Source organism: Enterococcus sp. DIV0358 (assembly GCF_051713465.1).
Taxonomy (GTDB): domain Bacteria; phylum Bacillota; class Bacilli; order Lactobacillales; family Enterococcaceae; genus Enterococcus; species Enterococcus faecalis.
Genome location: NZ_JBIOPX010000001.1, coordinates 1754810 through 1778486, shown reverse-complemented (window position 1 = coordinate 1778486; position 23677 = coordinate 1754810). Strand labels below are relative to the sequence as shown.

The 23677-nt window shown below is 36.6% G+C and carries 22 protein-coding genes; 17 read left to right on the top strand and 5 right to left on the bottom strand.

Annotated elements, in window-relative coordinates; all coding sequences use genetic code 11:
- Nucleotides 1-126: 126 nt before the first annotated feature.
- The 14 genes from IGK70_RS08700 (at nt 127) to IGK70_RS08635 (ending at nt 14555) form a co-directional block, all read left to right on the top strand.
- Nucleotides 127-1320 carry a phosphoglycerate kinase gene (locus IGK70_RS08700; RefSeq protein ID WP_002357094.1) on the top strand — a complete coding sequence of 398 codons (1194 nt, stop codon included), beginning with the start codon at nt 127-129 and terminating at the stop codon, nt 1318-1320.
- 48 nt (nt 1321-1368) lie between these two features.
- A complete protein-coding gene (tpiA, locus tag IGK70_RS08695) occupies nt 1369-2124 on the top strand; it encodes a triose-phosphate isomerase (RefSeq protein ID WP_002362045.1) in 756 nt (251 codons plus the stop codon).
- 131 nt (nt 2125-2255) lie between these two features.
- Nucleotides 2256-3554, top strand: a complete 1299-nt coding sequence (gene eno / locus IGK70_RS08690; RefSeq protein WP_002357098.1) for a phosphopyruvate hydratase — start codon at nt 2256-2258, stop codon at nt 3552-3554.
- A 353-nt stretch (nt 3555-3907) separates the two neighbouring features.
- A complete protein-coding gene (locus IGK70_RS08685; RefSeq protein ID WP_002357099.1) occupies nt 3908-4732 on the top strand; it encodes a toll/interleukin-1 receptor domain-containing protein in 825 nt (274 codons plus the stop codon).
- Nucleotides 4733-4748: 16 nt separating this feature from the next.
- Nucleotides 4749-6110, top strand: coding sequence for a deoxyguanosinetriphosphate triphosphohydrolase (locus IGK70_RS08680; protein WP_071981478.1), 1362 nt, complete (start codon nt 4749-4751; stop codon nt 6108-6110).
- A gap of 211 nt (nt 6111-6321) precedes the next feature.
- Nucleotides 6322-6537: a hypothetical protein gene (locus tag IGK70_RS08675; RefSeq protein ID WP_002357102.1), complete on the top strand. Its 216-nt coding sequence runs from the start codon at nt 6322-6324 to the stop codon at nt 6535-6537.
- Between the two features lie 143 nt (nt 6538-6680).
- Nucleotides 6681-9452, top strand: coding sequence for a sigma 54-interacting transcriptional regulator (locus tag IGK70_RS08670; RefSeq protein WP_071981477.1), 2772 nt, complete (start codon nt 6681-6683; stop codon nt 9450-9452).
- 71 nt (nt 9453-9523) lie between these two features.
- Nucleotides 9524-9943 carry a PTS sugar transporter subunit IIA gene (locus IGK70_RS08665; protein ID WP_071981570.1) on the top strand — a complete coding sequence of 140 codons (420 nt, stop codon included), beginning with the start codon at nt 9524-9526 and terminating at the stop codon, nt 9941-9943.
- 11 nt (nt 9944-9954) lie between these two features.
- The gene (locus IGK70_RS08660) at nt 9955-10425 is read left to right on the top strand and encodes a PTS sugar transporter subunit IIB (RefSeq protein WP_002357106.1); all 471 of its coding nucleotides are present in this window, start codon (nt 9955-9957) and stop codon (nt 10423-10425) included.
- 15 nt (nt 10426-10440) lie between these two features.
- On the top strand, nt 10441-11232 hold the full coding sequence (locus IGK70_RS08655; RefSeq protein ID WP_002357107.1) for a PTS mannose/fructose/sorbose/N-acetylgalactosamine transporter subunit IIC: 792 nt from the start codon (nt 10441-10443) through the stop codon (nt 11230-11232).
- On the top strand, nt 11213-12046 hold the full coding sequence (locus tag IGK70_RS08650; RefSeq protein WP_002384383.1) for a PTS system mannose/fructose/sorbose family transporter subunit IID: 834 nt from the start codon (nt 11213-11215) through the stop codon (nt 12044-12046). The genes IGK70_RS08655 and IGK70_RS08650 overlap by 20 nt, the downstream gene beginning before the upstream one ends.
- Before the next feature lie 10 nt (nt 12047-12056).
- Nucleotides 12057-13133, top strand: a complete 1077-nt coding sequence (locus IGK70_RS08645; protein ID WP_002370979.1) for an SIS domain-containing protein — start codon at nt 12057-12059, stop codon at nt 13131-13133.
- Complete coding sequence (locus IGK70_RS08640; RefSeq protein ID WP_078127050.1) at nt 13127-14131, top strand: SIS domain-containing protein; 1005 nt, start codon at nt 13127-13129, stop codon at nt 14129-14131. Before IGK70_RS08645 ends, IGK70_RS08640 begins: the two co-directional genes overlap by 7 nt.
- Before the next feature lie 73 nt (nt 14132-14204).
- Nucleotides 14205-14555 carry a DUF2200 domain-containing protein gene (locus IGK70_RS08635; RefSeq protein WP_002360043.1) on the top strand — a complete coding sequence of 117 codons (351 nt, stop codon included), beginning with the start codon at nt 14205-14207 and terminating at the stop codon, nt 14553-14555.
- Nucleotides 14556-14701: 146 nt separating this feature from the next.
- On the opposite strand, the gene IGK70_RS08630 is transcribed toward IGK70_RS08635, so the two are convergent.
- Together IGK70_RS08630 and IGK70_RS08625 are read right to left on the bottom strand one after the other, a co-directional pair.
- Entirely contained in the window at nt 14702-15061 is a 360-nt protein-coding gene (locus IGK70_RS08630) for an iron chaperone (RefSeq protein ID WP_002360044.1), read from the bottom strand.
- 150 nt (nt 15062-15211) lie between these two features.
- Nucleotides 15212-15361, bottom strand: a complete 150-nt coding sequence (locus IGK70_RS08625; RefSeq protein WP_002357118.1) for a hypothetical protein — start codon at nt 15359-15361, stop codon at nt 15212-15214.
- Nucleotides 15362-15569: 208 nt separating this feature from the next.
- Between IGK70_RS08625 and IGK70_RS08620 the strand changes: the two genes are divergently transcribed.
- Complete coding sequence (locus IGK70_RS08620; protein WP_220421634.1) at nt 15570-17402, top strand: LTA synthase family protein; 1833 nt, start codon at nt 15570-15572, stop codon at nt 17400-17402.
- A gap of 40 nt (nt 17403-17442) precedes the next feature.
- On the opposite strand, the gene IGK70_RS08615 is transcribed toward IGK70_RS08620, so the two are convergent.
- From IGK70_RS08615 to IGK70_RS08605, 3 genes are all read right to left on the bottom strand, one after another.
- Entirely contained in the window at nt 17443-18624 is a 1182-nt protein-coding gene (locus IGK70_RS08615; protein WP_104855793.1) for a multidrug effflux MFS transporter, read from the bottom strand.
- A 109-nt stretch (nt 18625-18733) separates the two neighbouring features.
- A complete protein-coding gene (locus tag IGK70_RS08610) occupies nt 18734-19129 on the bottom strand; it encodes a DUF3224 domain-containing protein (RefSeq protein ID WP_002362038.1) in 396 nt (131 codons plus the stop codon).
- 71 nt (nt 19130-19200) lie between these two features.
- Complete coding sequence (locus IGK70_RS08605) at nt 19201-19866, bottom strand: cyclic nucleotide-binding domain-containing protein (RefSeq protein WP_002381758.1); 666 nt, start codon at nt 19864-19866, stop codon at nt 19201-19203.
- Nucleotides 19867-19954: 88 nt separating this feature from the next.
- Between IGK70_RS08605 and IGK70_RS08600 the strand changes: the two genes are divergently transcribed.
- A complete protein-coding gene (locus IGK70_RS08600; protein WP_002364152.1) occupies nt 19955-20605 on the top strand; it encodes a YczE/YyaS/YitT family protein in 651 nt (216 codons plus the stop codon).
- 317 nt (nt 20606-20922) lie between these two features.
- A complete protein-coding gene (locus IGK70_RS08595; RefSeq protein ID WP_438775219.1) occupies nt 20923-23625 on the top strand; it encodes a cation-translocating P-type ATPase in 2703 nt (900 codons plus the stop codon).
- The last annotated feature ends 52 nt before the right edge of the window (nt 23626-23677 follow it).

Here is a 23677-nt window from a genome sequence, read left to right as displayed (position 1 = left end):
GATTCATTCTTATCATTAGTGAAATTTGAACAATTGTGAAATAATAAGCGGGGAAGCAACGCGCTTCTCCGCTTTCTTTTTTTAAAAAAGAAAAATCCTAAAATTGACAATACAGGAGGTCTACTCATGGCTAAAAAGACAATTAAAGATGTAGATTTAAAAGACAAAAAAGTCCTTGTCCGTGTTGACTTTAACGTTCCGTTAAAAGATGGCGTGATCACAAACGATAATCGTATCGTAGCGGCTTTACCAACAATCAAATACGTGATTGAAAATGGCGGAAAAGCAATTCTTTTCTCTCATTTAGGTCGTGTAAAAACAGAAGAAGATAAAGCTGGCAAATCATTAAAACCAGTGGCTGAACGTTTAAGCGAATTACTAGGTCAACCAGTTACTTTTGTTCCAGAAACACGTGGTAAAGAATTAGAAGACGCTGTTAACAATATGAAAGACGGCGACGTTTTAGTATTTGAAAACACTCGTTTTGAAGATGTTGACGGCAAAAAAGAAAGCGGCAATGACGCTGAATTGGGTAAATACTGGGCTTCTTTAGGCGATGTATTTGTCAATGATGCTTTTGGTACTGCACACCGTGCACATGCCTCAAACGTTGGAATTGCTTCAACTGGTATCCCAACAGTTGCTGGTTTCTTAATGGAAAAAGAAATTAAATTCATCGGCGAAGCTGTTGAAAATCCAAAACGTCCATTCGTAGCAATCTTGGGTGGCGCAAAAGTTTCTGACAAAATCGCTGTCATTGAAAACCTAATTGAAAAAGCCGACAAAATTTTAATCGGTGGCGGTATGGCTTACACATTCATGAAAGCACAAGGCTATAGTGTTGGTTTATCTTTACTTGAAGAAGATAAAGTGGACTTAGCGAAAAGCTTAATGGAAAAAGCTGGCGACAAATTAGTTTTACCGGTTGATACAGTTGTCTCTAAAGAGTTCAGCAATGACGCTCCTTTCCACACGGTTCCTTCAACTGAAATCCCAGACGATGAAGAAGGCTTGGATATCGGTGAAAAAACAATTGAATTATTTGCTAACGAATTACAAGGTGCGAAAACAGTTGTTTGGAATGGACCAATGGGCGTATTTGAAATGAGTAACTTTGCCAAAGGAACAATTGGTGTTTGTGAAGCGATTGCTAATTTAGAAGACGCAACAACAATCATCGGTGGCGGGGACTCTGCTGCTGCAGCAATTCAATTAGGCTACGAAAACAAATTCTCTCACATCTCAACAGGTGGCGGAGCAAGTTTAGAATTATTAGAAGGCAAAACTTTACCAGGTTTAGCTTCTATTAACGATAAATAATTAGTTTAAAAGACAATATTTTTAAAAAAAGAAAAGGATGTGCTTTTCATGCGCAAACCAATTATCGCTGGTAACTGGAAAATGAACAAAACTTTAAGCGAAGCACAAAGCTTTGCAGAAGCAGTAAAAAATGCTGTTCCATCAAACGACGTTGTTGACGCTGTGATTGGATCTCCAGCATTATTCTTAGCTCCTTTAGCTTGGAACCTAAAAGATTCTGAAGTGAAATTAGCTGCACAAAACTGCTACTGGGAAAACGCTGGTGCCTTCACTGGTGAAAATTCACCAGCTGCAATTGCAGATTTAGGTGTGAACTATGTGATTATCGGACACTCTGAACGTCGCGAATATTTCCACGAAACAGATGAAGATATCAATAAAAAAGCCAAAGCAATCTTTGCAAATGGTATGACACCAATCTTCTGTTGTGGTGAAACTTTAGAAACGTATGAAGCTGGTAAAACAGCGGAATGGATCGAAGGTCAAATCACTAACGGCTTAGTTGGTTTATCAAACGAACAAGTTGCTTCAATGGTTATCGCTTACGAACCAATCTGGGCAATCGGAACTGGTAAATCTGCAGATGCTAATATTGCAGATGAAATCTGTGGTGTTGTTCGTTCAACAGTTGAAAAATTATACGGCAAAGAAGTTTCTGAAGCTGTTCGTATTCAATACGGTGGTTCTGTTAAACCAGAAAACATCGCTGAATATATGGCAAAAGAAAACGTTGATGGTGCTTTAGTCGGCGGCGCAAGCTTAGAAGCAGACTCATTCCTAGCTTTATTAGATGCTGTAAAATAAGAAATCACTAACGGTAACGTTTTCTCAATGACTTTTGCAAAAAAATGTTTGCATAGTTTGCGAGAATTAACTACAATCATACATGAGGGAATCCCCTTAGTATAAATACAAACTCAAAGGAGAGACAAAACATGTCAATTATTACTGATATTTACGCACGCGAAGTCTTAGACTCACGCGGTAACCCAACAATCGAAGTAGAAGTTTACACTGAAAGCGGAGCTTTCGGCCGTGGAATGGTTCCTTCAGGAGCTTCAACTGGTGAATACGAAGCAGTTGAATTACGTGATGGCGACAAAGCTCGTTACTTAGGTAAAGGTGTTACTAAAGCTGTAGATAACGTAAACAACATCATTGCTGAAGCAATCATCGGTTACGATGTACGCGATCAAATGGCTATCGATAAAGCAATGATCGATTTAGATGGAACTCCTAACAAAGGTAAATTAGGTGCTAACGCTATTCTTGGTGTGTCTATCGCCGTAGCTCGTGCTGCTGCTGATTACCTAGAAGTGCCTTTATATCACTACTTAGGCGGATTCAATACAAAAGTATTACCAACTCCAATGATGAACATCATCAACGGTGGATCACATGCTGACAACAGTATTGACTTCCAAGAATTCATGATCATGCCTGTAGGTGCGCCTACATTCAAAGAAGCTTTACGTATGGGTGCAGAAGTATTCCACGCATTAGCTTCAATCTTAAAAGGTCGCGGCTTAGCTACTTCAGTAGGTGACGAAGGTGGTTTCGCTCCTAACTTAGGTTCAAACGAAGAAGGTTTCGAAGTAATCATCGAAGCTATCGAAAAAGCTGGCTATGTTCCTGGTAAAGACGTTGTTCTTGCTATGGATGCTGCTTCTTCAGAATTCTACGACAAAGAAAAAGGCGTTTACGTTTTAGCTGACTCAGGCGAAGGCGAAAAAACAACTGAAGAAATGATCGCGTTCTACGAAGAATTAGTTTCTAAATACCCAATCATTTCAATCGAAGACGGCTTAGACGAAAACGACTGGGACGGATTCAAAAAATTAACTGAAGTATTAGGCGACAAAGTTCAATTAGTTGGTGACGATTTATTCGTAACAAACACAACTAAATTAGCTGAAGGTATCGAAAAAGGTATCGCTAACTCAATCCTAATCAAAGTTAACCAAATCGGTACTTTAACTGAAACATTTGAAGCAATCGAAATGGCTAAAGAAGCTGGCTACACTGCAGTTGTATCTCACCGTTCTGGTGAAACAGAAGATTCAACAATCTCTGATATCGCTGTTGCAACAAACGCTGGCCAAATCAAAACTGGTTCATTAAGCCGTACTGACCGTATTGCTAAATACAACCAATTATTACGTATTGAAGATCAATTAGGCGATGTAGCTGAATACAAAGGCTTAAAATCTTTCTACAACTTAAAAAACAAATAATTCATTTAATGAATAACGCTTAAAGGGAGAATTGGTTAATGAACCAATTCTCCTTATACTCGGACGTAAAAACACGCCTTTCTGCAAAGAAAGGCGTGTTTTTTTATATTTATAAAAATATTGAAAAAAATAGATTAGAAATAACTTCAACCGTACATCGCTCTATAATCACTTGTTTAAAAATAACAAAACATTAACAAAACAACATTATATAAAAATTTAATAAAACAAAATAATTGTTATTTTATAATTTTAGTATTGACTGGTTTCAGATAACGCTGTACGCTTAAAGAAATAGTATAGAATTTCACAAAAAAATGAAAACACAAATTTAACTTGGAGGATGTTGAGTAGTGAGCAACGGGAAAAAGATTTTTATTAGTCATAGTTCAAAGGATCAAGAATATGTGGATGCGTTTATCCAATTGTTGAAAAAGTTTGGGTTTCGAACACAGGATATTTTTTATAGTTCCACTATTGAAACAGGTGTACAGCCAGGAGAATTAATTTTTGACACGATTAAAAGGGAGCTAACCAATCAACCTGTCATGCTGTATTTTTTATCTGATCATTATTATCAGAGTATTCCATGTTTAAACGAAATGGGTGCTTCTTGGATGCTATCAGATAAACACTATCCAATTGCGTTAAATAATTTTTCTATGAAAGATATGAAAGGTGTTATTAGCAGTGAGCGTTTGGCGATTGCGTTTAATGATAAGACAAGTACTAATGAAATCAACTGCTTATTAAAAAAGTTATCTCATGACACGGATGTACAAGCTGAGCCAGATTTTGAACTAAACGTTGAGAAAAATATTCAGCCATTCCAAAATAAACTGACACAACTGATTCGGCAAGCAAGTTATTTAAAACCTGATGAAAAGGGATATTTTGAAACGATTCTTAGCACTCATCGTCCTGTGTATGGCACAGCAAAAGGGGTCTATGACTGTTTTAAATTACCTAGCTTAATTGAGCCTAAAAGTTTAGGTTTAGACACGCTATCAGAGGATGAAAGCCATTGGCTATTCTTTTTTCTTACGTGGGGAACTTTTCAAGAAGGCGAAAAAGTGCGGTTTAAATTGAAAAAGGATAAGGCGTATAACAATCGGGAATTTAGTGATATTGGTAAATGTAAAAATATTTACGTCTCTTATTTAGAGAAGGTAGAGTAATTGGAGGAGGTAATAAATGAAAATGAATTGGCGTCAGTTGGCTGGTACATATCGTATTTCTGATAATGGTAAACAATATCAAAATGACTGGTTAAATAAGCAAGTTGATTTAGCCACAGAACTTCGTAAATCTTTTGATAGTGACTATCGTAGAGTAATTAAAAGTGATGCATTTAGACGTTTACAAGACAAAACACAAGTTTTTCCTTTAGAACGTAATGATTTTGTAAGAACGCGTTTAACGCATAGCTTAGAAGTGGCAATGCATAGCAGGGATATACTTAGATTAGTTATTTCACAGTTGAACGAACGAAACATTGAGGTTATGGAATTATCAGAATGCTATCGGTTGTTAGAAACAGCTGCATTAATCCATGATATTGGCAATCCCCCTTTTGGACATTTTGGGGAAGAAGCCATTCGTATTTGGTTTGAAAAAAATGGTCCTTTGTATGCTTGTTGGTCTGATTTTTCGGAGCAACAACAAAATGATTTTCTTAACTTTGAAGGCAACGCTCAAACCATCCGACTTTTAACAAAACTGCATCATGATAATGGGACTTCTAAAGCAGGAATGAAACTAACAGCCACGACATTAGATACAGTTATCAAATATACGGCATCTTCAGATCAATTAAATAAGCAACAGCTTTTGTCTAAAAAAGTTGGCTATTTTTACTCGGAAAAACAAGTGTTTAACGCCATTAAATTTGCGACAGGAACACAAAATAAGCGACACCCATTAGTCTTTTTGTTAGAAGCTTCAGATGATATCGCCTATACTTTTTCAGATATCGAAGATGCCTATAATTATGGTTTATACAGCTATCAAGATTTAAAGCAGTTTGTTGATGGGCAAACAGGAACAAAAAAATTTTTAATGTTAGAAAAAGATAAAACAGAAGAAGCTACCTTACAAGAATTTTTGAGAAAGACACAAAGAGCTGTTTGTCAAAGCGTAGCGAAAAATTTTGCTAATCATTATGACTTAATTATGAGAGGTATCTATCATAATGAAATTATCATTGAAGATTGTGATGAAGTGAAATGCTTTCAGGCATTAAAAAACTTTTCTAGAGCCTATGTTTTTCAAACAAAAACAATTTTGGATCAAGAGGTATTGGGCTTCAATATCATCAATCGTTTACTAGATGAATTTGTTCCAGTCGTACTAAAATACGAAAAAGTTTCCATGAATAAGTATGAGGAGCGAATCTTTAATAATATTTCGGAAAGCGCGAAAGCGTTGTATAGAAGAGAAGCAAAGAACGCTACAGAAGCAGAAAAAGACTATTATCGTTTGAAAATGGCGGTAGATTTTGTATGTAATATGACGGATGGATATGCCAAAAAAGTTTATGATACATTATTCACTTAAAATTTGAGAAAAAGCTTCTCAGCGGTTGCCGCCGCTGAAGAAAACTAGTTCATTGCACAGGCTGATCGTTTCAGTAAAAATTTTAAAGATGCTAGTAATTTCACTGAAAATCGGGTACACTAAAATTAGCTAGTGTAACTAGCAAAAAAGGCAACTGGAATAGATAGGTTGTGCTGTCTATGAAGGGCTTTGTTTGTCAGGTGGTGCTGACATGCAAAGTGCCTTTTTTCTTTTTCTCAACATTTTAAGGACAAAAAACGATTGCAACATGTCACAATCGCTAACCTCGGAGAAAAAGGAATTTTTCTCCAATGGCCATTTCGATAACCTGTTGTGTGTTTCGAAACATTCAGAACGGTGGTGCGTTCTTTCAGTGCCTAATTATCCAATTCGTTTCTTGTTCCTCTATTTACAGTATACTGAATGAAAGCCTATTCTGCAATGATAGAATCAGGTTCCTGTGATTAAATAACATAAAAAATGGGCCCCTTATATAAAGAAAAATAACAAAAGAAATTTTGAATATTGACGTTTTTTTTAGGTACGTTATGATAAACGAGAGGTGATTTTATGTTAAAAACGCAAATTGTTGATTATTTACGCAATCAAACAGCTTTTTTTGAACCATCTTTAGTCAGTGAAATTTTCACAGCAAGCAATATTGCAACGACATTTTCTATCAAACGAAATACAGCTAGTCACTATTTAAATCAGTTAAACGAAGAAGGAATTCTAGTTAAGATCAATACACGACCAGTTTACTTTTTTCATAAAGAAGCGTTTCAGCAACAAAACTATCTTTTAAAAAGAACTGTTTATCAAAGTTTCCAAGAAATGATCGATGAACAGCCTGTTTTTGATCGCAAAAGTGATTTTTTTCAGTCGGTCATTGGTTATCGCGGTAGTTTAGCCCAGACCATCGAACAATTAAAAATGGCAGCGCTTTATCCTGGCGGTGGATTGCCTGTCTTAATTACAGGTGAAAGTGGTACGGGTAAAAGTTTTTTAGCATCCTTATATTATCAGTTTTGTCTTTCAAAAGAACTACTTGACGATTCAGCACCTTTTGTAACAGTTAATTGTGCGCAATATGCCAACAATCCAGAGCTTTTAACTAGTCAATTATTTGGACATCTTAAAGGCGCTTTTACGGGAGCAGATTCCGATAAAATTGGGGCCTTTCAAAGTGCAGAAGGGGGCGTTTTATTTTTAGATGAAGTTCATCGTTTGAGTCCTGAAGGGCAGGAAAAATTGTTTACATTTTTAGATCAGGGTATTATTTATCGAATGGGTGAAACCAATCGGCCCATTCCTGTTACGTGTCGGTTGTGCTTTGCCACAACTGAAGAAATTTCTAGCACCTTTTTAACGACATTTTTAAGACGAATTCCTATTCAAATTAAAATCCCAAGTCTTGCTGAACGCACTCAAGCGGAAAGAAAACAATTAATTATGCGAGCATTTTATGAGGAACAGCAAGCTATTCAAAAAGCAGTTACTATCACGCCACAAGTTATCCAACTTTTAGAAAACCACCATTATGTAGGCAATGTAGGTGAATTAAGAAATAATATAAAAATTATTACTGCACGCAGCTTTGCCGCCAATCTTGATAAATGTGTTATTCCAATCACTTTGCACGATCTACCGAAAGAATTTCTGGATCAATCAATCAAACTAGCTCCTGATGAAAATGAATTGCCTATTCGTTTAGATGAGCAAACAAATCTGGTTAGTTTGTTAGAGGAAACAGAGCTTGCGCAAAGAAGAATTATCCAGAGTTATGAACGAATCCTTCGTCTTTATGTCTCTCACCATCATCATCTTTCCACTGCTAATAACGATATCTCGAAAGAAATTGAACGCTTATTCGATGATTTATTATTTGAAAAGAAGCGAGAGAAAAATCACGAAATGCTATTGTTTATTACGCAAAATATCCGTCAATTATTGGAAACGATTGAATCGTCTTATCAAATTCGGTTTAATGGCAGTTTAGTCTATGCATTAAGCACCTATCTGTTTCAACGAAGATGCATTGATTGGTTTCCAGAACAAGAACCTACAACAGTCATTGACGAACTTTTAACAGAAGTTCAAACCAAATTAGCAACTAGTTATGGCTACGCTGAACAACTGTTAACTTTAGTGAAACGTTCATTAGATATTGAACTATCCCAGATGGATCGAATTATTGTCACCATTTATCTTCACTATTCGGGTTCAGTAAAGGAAAGTCACTATCCGAAAGCGGTGATTGTTGCCCACGGATATGCCACAGCAAGTAGTATTGCGAATGTTGCAAATCGGCTGTTAAATGTGCCAATTTTTCAATCGTTTGACATGCCGTTAGATGTTACTCCCAAAAAAATTTCCGAACACTTAATTCACTATATGGAACGTCAAGAAACGAGGAATGGTTTAGTAATTCTTTTTGATATGGGTTCATTGAAAGAAATTTATCAGTATTTTCCGGCAGAAGAAGAAGGTCCTTTTTTATTAATGAATAATGTGACAACAAGCTTGGCTCTGTCTATAGGAGAAGCCATTAAAGACGAAGTTTCTTTTGAAGAATTGCCCCAAAAAGCGTTAACGGTTCATCCAAATGAATGGGAAATCATATTACCTGAAAATAAAACGGAACGTGTCATTTTAACAACGTGTAGTACCGGAATTGGCACAGCCGTTAAAATTAGAGATTTACTTGAAAAAAGTTTACCTGCGGAAGCACAATTAAAGATTATTCCTTGTGAATATAATCAATTACGTAATGCAGAGTCGATCAAAGAAAGTTTTCCAGAATATGAGATTGTCGGCATCATCGGTACAAACAACCCGTCTTCAAATGACCTCCCGTATATCTCTTTAGAAGAGTTGATTGCAGGAAAAGGAATTACGACCCTTTTAGAATGGACAAAGAGAGAATTAACTAAAGATATGCTGTCCTATGTAAATCATGAGTTGATTCGTAACTTTTCATTAGATCGGGTCATTCAATCAGTGACGATTTTAGATACAGAAAAAATTATTCGACAAGTAGAAGTCTTTTTAATTCAATTAGAAGAGCGGTGGCAACAAACAATTCAAAATGATCGTAAATTAGCGGTATATGTCCATGTCAGTTGTTTAATTGAACGATTAATCCGGAATGAACCTATTGAAAATTATAATGGCGCTGAACAACTAAAGCAGTGTCAAAGAACGGTCTTGCAAGAGTTAAAAGAGGCGTTTAGTGTCATTGAAAAAGTTTATAGTGTCAATATACCTGAATCGGAGCTTTTTTATGTCTATGATGTGTTGTTTGGAAAAACGGAGTTTAACAACGCAGAAAGCGATTTTTAAAATAAAAAGGAGGGAGTGCCACTTTTTTGGCACTCTTTTTGCTATATAAAGAAGTAAGTGAGGTGAAGAAAATGGAACGTAAAATTATTCTGGCAACACATGGTAATTTCGCTGCAGGGATTCAGACATCATTAGCTTTAATTTGTGGTGAAACAAAGAATGTGGAATGTCTTTGCGCTTATATGGAACAACCTTATGATTTAGCCAAGACGGTCAAAGACATTTTAAAGAACAATCAACAAAATGAATTAATTGTGATTACAGACCTATTTGGCGGAAGCGTGAATAACGAATTCTTTAATTATGTGGGGAAACAAGCAATGCATTTAATTTCAGGATTAAATTTAGCAACGTTAATTGAAATATATACCCAAATAAATACTGTTGATTCATTAGTTGATTTAGTAAAACGTACCGTTGAAAACGGACAAGAAAGTCTTTGTTATTGTAATGAGTTATCTAGTAAAGAAATTTTAGAAGAAGAATTTTAGGAGGAAATGAAATGATTAAATTATTAAGAGTCGATCATCGCTTGTTACATGGTCAAGTGGCTTTTTCATGGACCCAAGGCTTAGGCGCCGATTGTATTTTAATCGCAAATGATGACGTACCTAAAAATGATATTCGAAAAACAACCATTAAGCTAGCTAAGCCAGCAGGAGTAAAACTGGTCATTAAAACGATTGAAGATGCGATTGCCGCACTAAAAAGTGGTGTTACAGAAAAATACAAACTTTTTATTGTAGTTGAAAGTGTGGAAGATGCTTATCGATTGGCTACTGCTTATCCAGAAATAAAAGAAATTAACTTAGGAGGGATGAAAGTAAGGGAAAATACTCGAAACATTTCTAAAGCAATTAATATCACACCGGATGAAGAAAAAATGGTTAAAGAATTGGTCGCAAATGGTTGTGAAGTTGAAATTCGACAAGTCCCAAATGACAAAAAAGTAGCAGCATTAAATGTCTTGTAGAAAGGAGAAATACAAATGATAGGACAAGCGATTCTTTTAGGTTGCATCGCTTTTATTGCGCAGTCGGAATATGCTTTAGGTACCTCGTTGCTTTCAAGACCAATTGTAACCGGTTTATTTGTCGGAATTGTATTAGGTGATGTTAAAACGGGCGTAATCATGGGCGCGACCTTAGAGTTAGCTTTCATCGGTTCTTTTTCAGTGGGCGCATCAATCCCACCTGATGTAGTGACTGGTGGGATTCTTGGTACAGCGTTTGCTATTACTGCTGGCGCAGGAACAGAAACAGCCTTAGTCTTAGGCTTGCCAATCGCAACGTTAACGTTGATTCTTAAAAATATTTATTTGGGTTTGCTCATCCCAATCATGAGTCAAAAAGCTGATCAGTATGCTGAAGAAGGAGCATATAAAGGGGTGGAGCGCATGCATTTACTTGCAGGCTTTGGCTTATCGTTCATGCTAGCGCTCATTGTAACTATTTCATTTGCCGTGGGCAGCAACACCATTAAAGGCTTACTTGATCTGATCCCTGAATTTATTCAACATGGGTTGTCTGTTGCAACGGGGATTATTCCAGCGCTAGGATTTGCGATGCTTGCACGCTTACTGATTAACAAACAAGTAGCGCCATATTTCTTTTTAGGCTTTGTCTTAATGGCCTACTTTAAGTTACCTGTAACAGGAGTAGCAATTTTGGGTGCCATTACAGCAGTAATTGTTGTGAATATCATGAATTATGCCAAAGGAAAGAATGAAACAATACAAACAACGAGTGGGGAGGTAATTGATGATGACGAAGACTTCTAAAACTAAGACAGAAAACTTAATTACAAAAAAAGAACTTAATCAAGTCTTTTGGCGTTCATTTCAAATGGAATTTTCATGGAATTATGAACGTCAGATGAATATGGCTTATGTCTATGCTATGATCCCTATTTTAAAGAAATTATATCCTCAAAAAGAAGAGATGGCGGCAGCTTTAAAACGGCATCTTGCTTTCTTTAATACCACGCCGCATATCGTGACGTTTATTTTAGGAATTAATGCTGCAATGGAAGAAGAAAATGTTCTGGACGAAAATTTTGAAGTTGGAACAATCGATAGTATTAAAACCTCGTTAATGGGACCTTTAGCTGGTTTAGGTGATTCCTTTTTCTGGGGAACCTTACGCTTGATTGCAACAGGTGTTGGAACTTCGTTAGCTTTACAAGGGAATGTGTTAGGGCCAATTCTATTTTTACTCATTTTTAACGTCCCCCATGTGATTGTTCGTTATTTACTGAATCGTTGGGGCTATAAATTAGGAACTGGTTTTCTCAAAAAAATTCAAGCAAATGGCATGATGGAAAGTCTCACATTAGGCGCTTCAATAATTGGCTTGATGGTGGTAGGTGCTATGACCGCCTCCATGATTGATTTAACTATCCCGATTACAATCAGCGGAAGTGGCAAAAATGCAGTCACGGTTCAAAGTATCTTTGACGATATCATGCCTAAATTATTACCGCTTGCATCCTTTGGTTTTGTTTTTTATTTATTAAAAAAAGAAGTAAAACCTTTAGCGATTTTAGGTGGCATGGCAATTGTCGGAATTCTTGGCTCATTAATTGGTCTATTTTAGGAGGCAAAATATGAAAACGATGCTGGATTATATAAATGAGGAGCAAGCAGCCCTAACTCAGATTCTTAACCAATTTCAATTAACTGATACAGACGTTTCAAAGGTCACGCACTGTCTAATTTTAGCAACTGGCTCGTCACATAATGCTTGTCAGGCGGCTAAAGTTTACCTTGAAGAAGTGGCGCCTATTTATGTGGAAATCCAAGAGCCGTTCAATTTTGCTCATTATGGCAAAGTGGATGATCGGTTTGATCTGGTCGTAGCGGTTTCGCAAAGTGGTAAAAGTGCTTCAACAATTGATGCCATTGCAAAAATTAAAAACCAAACGTCTGTAAAAACAGTGGCCTTGACAAGTGATGTCACCAGCCCGATTACGGAGGTTGTGGATGAAGTCTTGGATTTAAAAATGGGGCTTGAAACAGTTGGTTTTGTCACAAAAGGCTATACGGCAACACTTTTAAATTTATTTCTATTTGGTTTGAAACTGGGCTATCAAAAGCATCAATTAACAAAAGTAGAGGTTGAAGAAGAATTAGCAAAACTTGCCAAAGCAATTCAGGAAATCGATTCGGTGATTTATAAAACCGAACAATTTTGGCAAAAAACGAAAAAAGAATTAACAGAGGGTACACGATTTATCGCAATTGGTTATGGGCCCAATATTGGTACGGCGAAAGAGTTTGAGACGAAGTTTACAGAAACAGTTCGCTTACCTTCCCAAGGATTTGAAGTCGAAGCCTATATGCATGGGCCTTACCTTGAAGCGGATACTACACATCTTTTGTTTTTTATTGAGAATCAAAGTCCTATTCAAGCACGTAGCCAAGCCTTGAAAAACTATCTAGCCAATTATGTTGGTCAATGTTACACAATTACAACGCGTTCAACGAGAGCATCAAATACGTTAGAGTTAGCAAGTGATGTCGAAGAAAAAATTAGTCCTTTATTGTTAGTTATTCCATTTCAATATTTGGCGTATCAAGTAGCTACAAGTAAAGGAATTGATTTATCTCAACGGATTTTTGATGATTTTGATTGTGTCCTAAAAAGTAAAATAGCAAAGAAAGAGGGAAATCAGCCATGTTAAAATTTAATGAAGAACAACAAATCAAAGACATACGAGGTGCCTTAGCCTTGCGTTCAGATGTTGAAAAAGTTGTTGATCAAGTTTGGACGAAAGGATTTGATGCGGTCTATTATTTAGGAATCGGCGGTACTTATGCTTCAGCCATGCAAGCAGTTACTTATGCGAATGGAAAAAGTAATTTACCAATCTATGTTCAACATGCTGCTGAGTATTACACAACAGGCAATAAACGTTTAACAGAAAAATCATTCGTCATCTTGTCTTCCGTTACTGGGACAACACAAGAGGTGGTGCAAGCCGTTCAAGAAATCAAAAAGGTCGGGGCGACGTTATTTGGTTTTATTGATGCAAAAGACAGTCTTTTAGCAGATTTATGTGATTATGTGGTGACTTATCCAGCCCCAGGAACTGAGCAAATCAAGTTCTTTATGGTAGCTGATCGTTTAATGCAAAAAAACAACGAATTTAAAGATTACGAAAATTATTACCAAGAATTGGAAGAATATTTGCCTACAGGTTTAGCTGAAGCCGAAAAAAGTGCCGATGCGTTTGGCTTAGCTTTTGCGGAAAAACATCGTCATGATAGCATTCACTATTTTATTGGCGCAGGGAACCAATGGGGAGCGGTCTATTCTTATGCAATGTGCTATTGGGAAGAGCAAAGTTGGCTTCGTTCAAAATCAATTCATGCAGCAGAGTTCTTACATGGAACGCTAGAAATTGTAGATGAAACTACGCCAGTAACGTTGTTTATTGGAGAAGACGAGCAGCGACCGTTGGCAGAACGAGTAGCAAAATTATTGCCGAAAATCTGTGCCAATTATACAATTATTGATTCGAAAGCGTATGAACTTCCAGGAATTAGTGAAAAATATCGTGGCCGAGTTGTTTCATTTCTCCTAATGCATGCGGTAACGCAACGCATTGATGCGCATGTAGAAAAATTAAATTGTCACCCATTAGAGATTCGTCGTTATTATCGTCAATTTGATTACTAAGACAAAATAGCCTCTTTTTCCAGCAAGCCTGTGGTAGACTGAAGAGAGAATACTTCAGAAAGTAGGAAAACCAATGACAAAACCGAAAATCTATACAATGACCTTTGCCAGTGTTTACCCGCTATACATCCAAAAAGCAGAACGTAAAAATCGAACGCAAGCGGAGGTTGACGAAATTATTTATTGGTTAACTGGTTATGATGAAAAAGGCTTGCAACAACAATTGGCTCAAAAAGTAACGATGGAAACATTTTTTGAAGAAGCACCCAATTTTAATGAAAACGCCCAATTGATCAAAGGCGTAATTTGTGGCTATCGCGTGGAAGAAATTGAAGATCCTTTAATGCAAAAAATCCGTTACCTAGATAAATTAATCGACGAATTGGCCAAGGGAAAAGCGATGGAAAAAATTTTAAGAACATGAAGAGGTCGGGACAGAAGTGTTTAACTCCGAGAAATAAGAAGGAATTTCCGAAAATTGTTCTTTGATTTTTGGAGAATTTCGGCTTATTTCCGAAGGAGTTGCTTCTGTTCCCGCCGTTTATTAGTTTTTGAGCGTGGGACAAAAATTCAAAGTGATTTTTGTCCCACGCTCTTCATGTTCTCTTGTACACGGAATTTAACTATTTCCTGTATTAACGAAAGAGGTAACTCTTGCGTGTAGGGAAATTGAATGGCACCTTTCGAGGTTTTAAAAGGGCGTAATTCTTTGCTGAAACGTTGGATGGCTGATGGCGTAGGATAGAAACCTAAATGTTGCTTGGCCGCCGCAAAATGCACTAAATTGCCATTTAAGTAAAAGGTCGGCATTCCATAAGCGATTTTTTCAGTAGTCTCCTGAGGAACAACCGCTAAAATTGCTTGGTAGATTTCTGTTAACTGTGTTTGACGTTGGGGTTGCTGGCGAATATAGTTTGCAATGATGGTCATATAAAAACATCTCCGTTTGTTTCAGTATACTATGTAAAAAATAAAAGGCGAAGAAGATACAAAAAAACCGTCTAGTATTTTTTCTTTACTAAACGGCTTTTAGCTTAAATAACTACCTAAAGGGTCTTGCATGGAAATGTTTGTCACTCCTTAGTTTAATTGTTTTAAGTGTGCAATTGCTTCTTCAATTGTGTGACCAGTTGCTGTTTTACTTTCATTTTTTGCATCAAAAACAATGAAAATATTTTTGTCTGTGTCTAATTGAATACGGTATTGAATGTTTTTTACTTTGTAAGTCATAGTTATTCTCCTTTCATAAAGTACTCTAAAAAGGCGACGATAACTGATAACGAAATTCCATTGTTACTATACCACTGGAAAATTATTTTTGCAACAAATAACATTTTTTCTTTACTATTCCTTAGACTTCTTTGTTAGCTACTTCTTTACATTCTTTTTCAAGAAGCATAAAATAAATACATTACTAGTTTTTGAATAGGAGATCGATGTGAAAAAGAGAGTTGAGAAATTTAAACGATGGTCCTACCGCTATCTTCTGTATGGAATCGGGTTCATCATATTAATTATTTTTAGTAATTTATATCTGCAATGGTGTCAGAATAACTTGTCTGCTGATTTAGCCTTCAAGTTTGCTTTTTCGTGGCATACGGAAAAGTTTTTCTTAGGTTGTTTTGTGCTAAGCGTTTTTTTACTTTTTTTATGTAGTCTGGCAGGCTCATTAGGAGTTGGCGCTCTTTTATATAGTGTCATAATAGGTGTTTTAGGATTTGCGGACTATCAAAAGATGTTTTATCGTGTCGAACCTATTTACCCAGACGACTTAAAAATGATCACAGAAGTTAGTTTATTAAAAGAAATGGTTGGTTTATGGCCGTTTATTTTTGTGGTAGCGTTAGGTTGTATAGCACTTTTTATCTTAGGAAAAGCCTTTTATAAAAGTTTCTTTTTATCGAAGAAAAAACAAACGATTCGTGTGTTAAGTCTTGTTCTTTCGATAGGTCTATTTTCATATATTGGTGATTTTAACAATCCGCAAAATTTGTTACGTAAAGCCTATAATAAAACCGCGTTATGGATTCCTTACAGCCAAAAAATGAATTACTACAATACGGGATTTATTGGTGGTTTTCTATATAATTTAAAAGTAGAGGCTATGGACCAACCAAAGGGTTATTCAAAAGAAGCTATTTCAGAAATTACTCAGAAATATCAAAAGTTAGCCGAGGCGAAAACAGTGCCGAGCAATGAGCAACCAAATATTGTGTTTGTCATGAGTGAAAGTTTTTCAAATCCAGATCATCTGAAAGGTTTGTCCATTATTGGTAATCCTTTAGCTGATTATCAGCAAATCGCTGATAAAACTTACAGTGGCCAGATGCTTTCACAAAACTACGGGGGCGGAACTGCGAATATTGAATTTGAAGCCCTAACAAGTTTTTCGATGGAATTAATGAATGCCCAAATGACTACACCTTATACAATGATGATTCCTAAGATGACGGAATTGCCTTCCATTGTTTCATTACTTAAGGAACAAAAGTACCAAACAACGGCTATTCATCCGTACAATACATCTATGTATAAACGAAAAGATGTGTATAAAATTTTAGGTTTTGATCAATTTATCAATGAAAAAACAATGAACTATACGGATAAACTAGAAAATAATCCTTACATTTCAGATCAAGCAGCGTATCAGGAAGTGACGACACTGCTTAAAGAAAAAGAGCAACCGCAATTCATTCATTTAGTTACTATGCAAACACATATGCCCTATGAAAACAAATACACAACGTCCAATTATTTTTCTCAAGGAAACGGCAATCAAGTCGCGCTCAATAATTACTTGCAAGATATTGCCTACAGTAGCGAAGCTTTGAAAAATTTCCTACAAGAAATCGAAAAAATGCCCAAACGCACATTAGTCGTTTTTTGGGGAGATCACTTACCAAGTATTTATGATGAAAACATTCAAGCGTTGAATGAAGGGGCAGCCCTTCACCAGACAGAATTTCTAATGTATGATACGGCGAACCAGTTAACAGAAAAAAATCAGCATCAAGCAACTATTAGTCCATTTTATTTTGCTCCCTCACTTTTCCAACAAAGCGGCTTACCGCAATCGGGATTTTACGCTATGCTAAATGAGGTACAAGGACAATTGCCTGCTTTTGAAAAGGGAAATTACTATCTCGGTGGGGAATGGAAAAAAACAGTAGAAATGAATAAAAAGCAAGAACAACTATATGAGGAATATCGACTGATTCAATATGACATTGTTTCAGGGAAGCAATATAGTTTAGAAAATCAATTTTTTTAGCTAAAAAAAACACACGAAACATTCGTGTGTTTTTTGATTTTTATTTTAAAGTTTTACGATAAACAATGACATAATAGCTGAAAGCTAACAGGCAAGCAAAACTTAAAAAGTAAAGCGGTAAGACCCAAATGGTGCCATTGTGAAAGTAACTAATCAAATAGGTAAAGAAACTAACAAACAAGTAATAGACAAAACTAAAAATCCCACTGGCAGTACCAATTACAGATTCATAGCCTTTTAAGGCCATACTTAAGGCATTGGGCAAAGTAATATTAATCCCTAAGAAAAAGAGAAAAATAAACAAAATAAGACCAATGATTGATTCAAATTGTGTCATTATTAATAAACAGCAAGCCGCAAAGATACTTAGCAGCAAACCAGCAAAGGCAATTTTTTCCGCTGACCAATATCCTAGCAACCAATTGATAAGAACTGCAGCAAGAATACTAGACACAGCTAAAACTAAACCAAGAAAGCCATATTGGACACTGCTAAAGCCAAAGTGATTGATGAAAATAAACGGAGCTTCTGCATAGTAGCTAAACAATAAACCATTAATGCCACCAATCAATAAGCCGTAGCACCAAACTTTCGAATCGAAGGAAAGGCGTTTCGCCACGGACCAAAAAGGCGCTTTCTTTAAGGTATTTCCTAAGTGAAAGGTTTCTGGTAAACGATAAAAACTATAGAAAAGTAATAGAACAGCCATGACAATTAAGGTGCTAAAGACATGCTGATAGCCAAAATAGGTTTGAACAAGTCCGCCGACTAAGGGTCCGATGGCAGGAGATAGCGATAGGGCAGCGCTTGTTTGAGCAAAAATTTTCCCTCTTTGAAGATCGTTAAAGCTTTCCCGCATCATCGATTGGGTAATAACAGAACCAACGCTTGCACCAAATGCTTGAATTAAACGGAAGAATAACAGCCAAGGAAATGTCGGACTCAAAAAAAGGCCAATATTTCCAATTAAATAGCATAAAATTCCTAATAACATAGCTGGGCGACGTCCAATCGTATCGGATAAAATTCCCCAGAATAAAACGCCAACGGCAAAGCCAACAAAATAAATACTCATGGTTAATTGTGCCACGCTATCGTGAATGTTAAAAGCAGAACTAAGCGCTGGTAAAATGGGTGTGAAAATCGACTCGCTGATTTGTGGAAATCCCACAAGCAAAATAATAATTAGTAATGATGGGACGGTGTTTCGGGTGTTTTTCATGATTTTTCTCCTTAAAAGTTTAATCTAATCAAAAACACCCATTGTCTTTTACAACCGCCAAATTTAAAATAAGTAAAATAATGTCACCAACTTTCCTTGAAATTTTTTATTATACAAAGTCTAAATGAAGAAGCGCTTCTTCTTGACTAAATTCATAAGTGTAGCGACCGGATAAACCGGCAAGCTCACCTGATGCTTGAAATAGTTCACCTGGGCAGTCTAAAAGACCCTGTGTAAACGTCCCTTTTTCGCAAGCAGTAAAGGTGCCTTTTTTTCCTAAATAAGTTCCTTCGAAATGTAGGAAACCGACCACTTGAGCCACAGCTTCAAGCCCATCTGCCATTGAAGAGCCTTGATAAGTCATTAAGTATTCCACAGAAGCTGTCCCAGATAAGGCGCCTGACAATTGATAAGTAGCGCTCGCTTGATTCACTGGGAAATTTTCATTAAGATTATCAATTGGTTGTTCTTGCCAACTAGATACAGTAAATGATGCTTGCTCCATTGCTGTCCCTTCTTTCTTATTAATAAGAATAGGGTAGCGGGAAGCGCACTATTTGTCAACAATCCACCACTTTAACTCTTCATTTTTTGAACAAAAGAATGTAACGCTAAGCGGTTGATGTGATAAGCAGTTCCTTGTTTTTGAATAAAGCCGCGCTCTCGAAATTGTTTGAAGGTATAAATAAGATGGCGATAACTAACCCCTAAGTATTCGGCAATCTCAGTATGTTTTTCTTTATAAACATCTTCGTGATTAGCGGCAACCAATAGCAATTCCGCTAGCCGATAACTTAGTTCATAGGTCTGATTCGTTGTAAAGTGGTCCACCCGTTGGAGCATTTTTTTCCCTAGATAATGGCTGAGTTGCTGCATAAAAAGTACCTTGTTTTTTAAAACAGTTTCTGCGTAAGCTAAAGGTACAGCCAAACAACAGGTTTCACCTAAGGCGATAACGTCCTTGGTTATCGTTTCCGCTTGAACTAATGTTAAATCGCCAATTAAATCACCTGTCGTTAAAAACTGAACAATGGATTGGCGGCCATTGCGTTCTGTTTTTAAAATTTTCGCTTTTCCTTTGATTAAATAAAAAAGATAATTGAATGGCTCTGCTTGGTGATGAATGAATTCTTGATTTTCAAAATCGATAATAAAACTGTGTTTTAAATCAGTTTCATTAAAAAAAGGCGTATTTTTAGCTAATTCTTGTTTCGGTGATCGTTGGTAGGCTGTTTTAAGCATTTTTTCTCCTTATAATAGGAGATATCTCCTATTTGTTTCTTCTATTGTAGCACATAATAGACGTATCAAGAGTAGAGGAGTTTTTATAATGTGGAAGAAAAAAATTGTGCTATCGTTTCTTTTTTATTTAATTAGTGCATTGGGCATCAGTTTGACAATTCAAGCAGGCATTGGAGTTAGTAGTTTTAATGCATTTAATGTGACCTTTGCAACACTTACTCATTTAAAAGTCGGAACTGTTACCACAGCTATCAATTTAGCTTTTTTAGGCACGTGTTGGTTGTTAGATCAGCAGCGTAAAATTCAGGACTATTTGATTATTTTGGTGGCGTTAATTGGCTTTGGTTTTGTCATTAATTTTTTCTTATATCAATTATTTGGTTCGCTTGTTTTTCAAAATTATTTGGTTAAAATTGTTCTATTTATTTTAGGGACAATCATAGCAGGAATCGGGACAGGACAGGTAGTTGCGCTAGGTGTTTTGCAATTTCCCATTGAAAAATTTTGTACACTTATTTCTGAAAGAACGCGCTATAGTTTTCAGTTTTATCGTTATTTAGTTGATATTTTTTGTGTCAGTTTAGCACTAGGATTGTCCATTAGTTATCATTTGCCGATTTTTGTTCGTGAGGGAACCGTGATTAGTCTTTTCTTACTTTCTTGGGTTATTAGTTGGTCGAGAAAGCGGGGACAACAACGTATTTTACGAATACAAATCAAGAAACTGGAATCCGAATGAAAGGATTTCAGTTTTTTTCAAATGAGCAGAACTTTTATTTGAAAAAAAGAGTGGAAAACGGTATACTAATTAAGTAATTATTCATAACATTGGTTCTCCAATCAATGTTAAATAGTTTTTTCATGAGGGAGTAACTGACAGTATTTATGCTGTGACAACATCACCAACTCCGAAAGCAATTTCTGGTGTTGTCTTAAACGGTGAGACTTATGTATGTTCGACGAAGTAGCATACACAAGTCTATTTTTTTTCATTTATTTTTGATGAAATGTAAAATAGTACTTGAAGGATGCTGCAAAAAATAGAGGAGGAAGAACATGTCAGAAGAAAAGAAAACACAATTGTCTGAAGCGTTTTACGCACAAGACGACACAGTTGTTTTGGAGAAAATGAACACAACAACTGATGGATTAAGTGCACAGGAGGCTCAAAAGCGTTTAGAAACGTACGGGGAAAATGTGCTAGATGAAGGGAAGAAAAAATCACTTGCCGTGAAATTCTTTGAGCAGTTCAAAGATTTTATGATTATTGTTTTATTAGCGGCAGCGGTCATTTCAGCCGTCTTTTCCCATGATGTGGTAGACTCGATTATCATCTTAGTGGTTGTTATCTTGAACGCCATCTTTGGGGTCATTCAAGAAGCCAAAGCGGAACAAGCTATTGAAGCATTAAAAGAAATGTCTTCACCAAATGCGAATGTTCGCCGTGATGGACACGTCATTACTGTTAAAAGTGATGAATTAGTACCAGGCGACATTGTTTTATTAGAAGCAGGCGATGTCGTTCCAGCTGATTTACGTTTATTGGAAGCGAATAGCTTAAAAATTGAAGAAGCAGCGTTAACCGGTGAATCTGTTCCAGTTGAAAAAGAAGTAACCATCTTAGAGGGAACCGATATTGGTATCGGTGACCGAATCAATATGGCTTATTCCAATAGTAATGTGACGTATGGACGTGGTCTTGGCGTTGTGGTTGGCACAGGAATGAATACAGAAGTCGGTAAAATTGCTGGCATGCTAGCAAGCGAACAAGAAACGGAAACGCCTTTAAAACAAAACTTAAACCAATTGGGTAAAATGTTAACAATTGCCATTTTAGTCATTGCAGCGGTGATGTTTGTGGTAGGAATGATGAATGGTCGTTCATGGATTGACATGTTATTAACGTCAATTTCGTTAGCTGTAGCGGCAATTCCAGAAGGATTACCAGCGATTGTCACAATTATTTTGGCTTTAGGGACTCAAAAAATGGCCAAGAAAAATGCGATTGTCCGTAAGTTACCAGCCGTTGAAACATTAGGAAGTACAGATATTATCTGTTCAGATAAAACAGGTACGTTAACCTTAAATCAAATGACCGTTGAAGCGTTGTATACAGATGGTCAAGTGTTATCTGCTTCCACAGAAATCCCTGCTGATAATATGGCTTTAAAAATCATGAACTTTACGAATGATACAAAAATCGCTCAAGATGGTTCATTAATTGGTGACCCAACAGAAACTGCCTTAGTACAATTTGGTTTAGATCATGCGTTTAACGTAACCGAAAAAGTAGCAGCTGAACCTCGTGTGGCAGAGATTCCTTTTGACTCTGATCGTAAATTAATGACTACTGTTCATGAATTAAAAACAGGTGGCTTCCTAGTTTCTGTCAAAGGTGCACCAGATGAATTATTGAAACGTTGTACGGAAATCTTATCAAATGGAGAAACAAGTCCATTAGATGAAACAAAACGTCAAGAAATTTTGAAAACCAACACCTCATTAGCGAAACAAGCCTTACGTGTTTTAGGAATGGCTTATAAATATGTTGAGACGATTCCAGCCGAAATGAGTTCTGAACTTGTGGAAAAAGATTTAACATTTGCTGGTTTAGTCGGTATGATTGACCCAGAAAGAAAAGAAGCTGCAGATGCTGTAAAAGTCGCGAAAGAAGCGGGTATTCGTCCAATTATGATTACGGGTGACCACCGTGATACAGCAGAAGCAATTGCGGCACGTTTAGGCATCATCAAAGAAGGTGACGACGATGCCGTCATTACAGGCGCTGAATTAAATGAATTGTCAGATGAAAAATTCGCACAAGTCGTGGGACACTACTCTGTCTATGCTCGTGTTTCACCAGAACACAAGGTTCGGATTGTTAAAGCGTGGCAACAAGAAGGAAAAGTGGTTGCGATGACTGGTGATGGCGTAAATGATGCCCCAGCCTTAAAAGCTGCTGACATCGGGATTGGTATGGGAATTACCGGAACAGAAGTATCAAAAGGTGCTTCAGATATGGTCCTTGCCGATGATAACTTTTCAACAATTATTGTAGCAGTAGAAGAAGGACGTAAAGTCTTCTCAAATATCCAAAAAACGATTCAATATTTACTTTCAGCTAACTTAGGGGAAGTATTAACCTTGTTTATTGCAACAATGCTCAATTGGGATACCTTGTTACCTGTTCACTTATTGTGGATTAACTTAGTAACGGATACTTTCCCAGCGATTGCGTTAGGTGTGGAACCCGCAGAACGTGATGTGATGAGCCATGAACCTCGTGGTAAAAAATCGAACTTCTTCTCTGGCGGCGTTTTAAGCAGTGTTGTTTATCAAGGGATTACGCAAGGGGCATTGACTTTGATTGTGTATAAAATGTCAATTATGTTCCCAGCTACCGCAGCTAACACAAACTTATCGGCGCAAGCGTTGTATGATTTACAACACGGCGATGCTTTAACCATGGCCTTCGCTACTTTGGGATTAATTCAATTGTTCCATGCCTTTAATGTGAAGTCGATTTATCAATCAATTTTCAAAGTTGGCTTATTCCGCAACAAATCATTTAACTATGGGATTCTTGTTTCGTTCTTGCTATTAGCTGCAACGATTGTTATTCCAGGATTTAATGATTTATTCAGCGTCACACATTTAGATGCATATCAATGGGCAATTGTAGCAGGTACATCTTTTGCTATCATCCCAATTGTGGAAATTGTGAAGTTCTTCCAACGTAAAGCAGGTAAAGGTGCTTAATAAATAAGAAAAGAAAATTGGCTGGTACTTAAACCAGTCAATTTTTCTTTAT

Excerpts from the sequence above, each read along its gene's own strand:
- eno (WP_002357098.1), top strand. The coding sequence starts at position 2,256 with ATGTCAATTATTACTGATATTTACGCACGCGAAGTCTTAGACTCACGC.
- IGK70_RS08655 (WP_002357107.1), top strand. The coding sequence starts at position 10,441 with ATGATAGGACAAGCGATTCTTTTAGGTTGCATCGCTTTTATTGCGCAG.
- IGK70_RS08610 (WP_002362038.1), bottom strand. The coding sequence starts at position 19,129 with ATGGAGCAAGCATCATTTACTGTATCTAGTTGGCAAGAACAACCAATT.
- tpiA (WP_002362045.1), top strand. The coding sequence starts at position 1,369 with ATGCGCAAACCAATTATCGCTGGTAACTGGAAAATGAACAAAACTTTA.
- IGK70_RS08660 (WP_002357106.1), top strand. The coding sequence starts at position 9,955 with ATGATTAAATTATTAAGAGTCGATCATCGCTTGTTACATGGTCAAGTG.
- IGK70_RS08670 (WP_071981477.1), top strand. The coding sequence starts at position 6,681 with ATGTTAAAAACGCAAATTGTTGATTATTTACGCAATCAAACAGCTTTT.
- IGK70_RS08645 (WP_002370979.1), top strand. The coding sequence starts at position 12,057 with ATGAAAACGATGCTGGATTATATAAATGAGGAGCAAGCAGCCCTAACT.
- IGK70_RS08615 (WP_104855793.1), bottom strand. The coding sequence starts at position 18,624 with ATGAAAAACACCCGAAACACCGTCCCATCATTACTAATTATTATTTTG.
- IGK70_RS08640 (WP_078127050.1), top strand. The coding sequence starts at position 13,127 with ATGTTAAAATTTAATGAAGAACAACAAATCAAAGACATACGAGGTGCC.
- IGK70_RS08630 (WP_002360044.1), bottom strand. The coding sequence starts at position 15,061 with ATGACCATCATTGCAAACTATATTCGCCAGCAACCCCAACGTCAAACA.
- IGK70_RS08680 (WP_071981478.1), top strand. The coding sequence starts at position 4,749 with ATGAAAATGAATTGGCGTCAGTTGGCTGGTACATATCGTATTTCTGAT.
- IGK70_RS08605 (WP_002381758.1), bottom strand. The coding sequence starts at position 19,866 with ATGCTTAAAACAGCCTACCAACGATCACCGAAACAAGAATTAGCTAAA.
- IGK70_RS08635 (WP_002360043.1), top strand. The coding sequence starts at position 14,205 with ATGACAAAACCGAAAATCTATACAATGACCTTTGCCAGTGTTTACCCG.
- IGK70_RS08600 (WP_002364152.1), top strand. The coding sequence starts at position 19,955 with ATGTGGAAGAAAAAAATTGTGCTATCGTTTCTTTTTTATTTAATTAGT.
- IGK70_RS08595 (WP_438775219.1), top strand. The coding sequence starts at position 20,923 with ATGTCAGAAGAAAAGAAAACACAATTGTCTGAAGCGTTTTACGCACAA.
- IGK70_RS08700 (WP_002357094.1), top strand. The coding sequence starts at position 127 with ATGGCTAAAAAGACAATTAAAGATGTAGATTTAAAAGACAAAAAAGTC.
- IGK70_RS08650 (WP_002384383.1), top strand. The coding sequence starts at position 11,213 with ATGATGACGAAGACTTCTAAAACTAAGACAGAAAACTTAATTACAAAA.
- IGK70_RS08625 (WP_002357118.1), bottom strand. The coding sequence starts at position 15,361 with ATGACTTACAAAGTAAAAAACATTCAATACCGTATTCAATTAGACACA.
- IGK70_RS08675 (WP_002357102.1), top strand. The coding sequence starts at position 6,322 with ATGCAAAGTGCCTTTTTTCTTTTTCTCAACATTTTAAGGACAAAAAAC.
- IGK70_RS08665 (WP_071981570.1), top strand. The coding sequence starts at position 9,524 with ATGGAACGTAAAATTATTCTGGCAACACATGGTAATTTCGCTGCAGGG.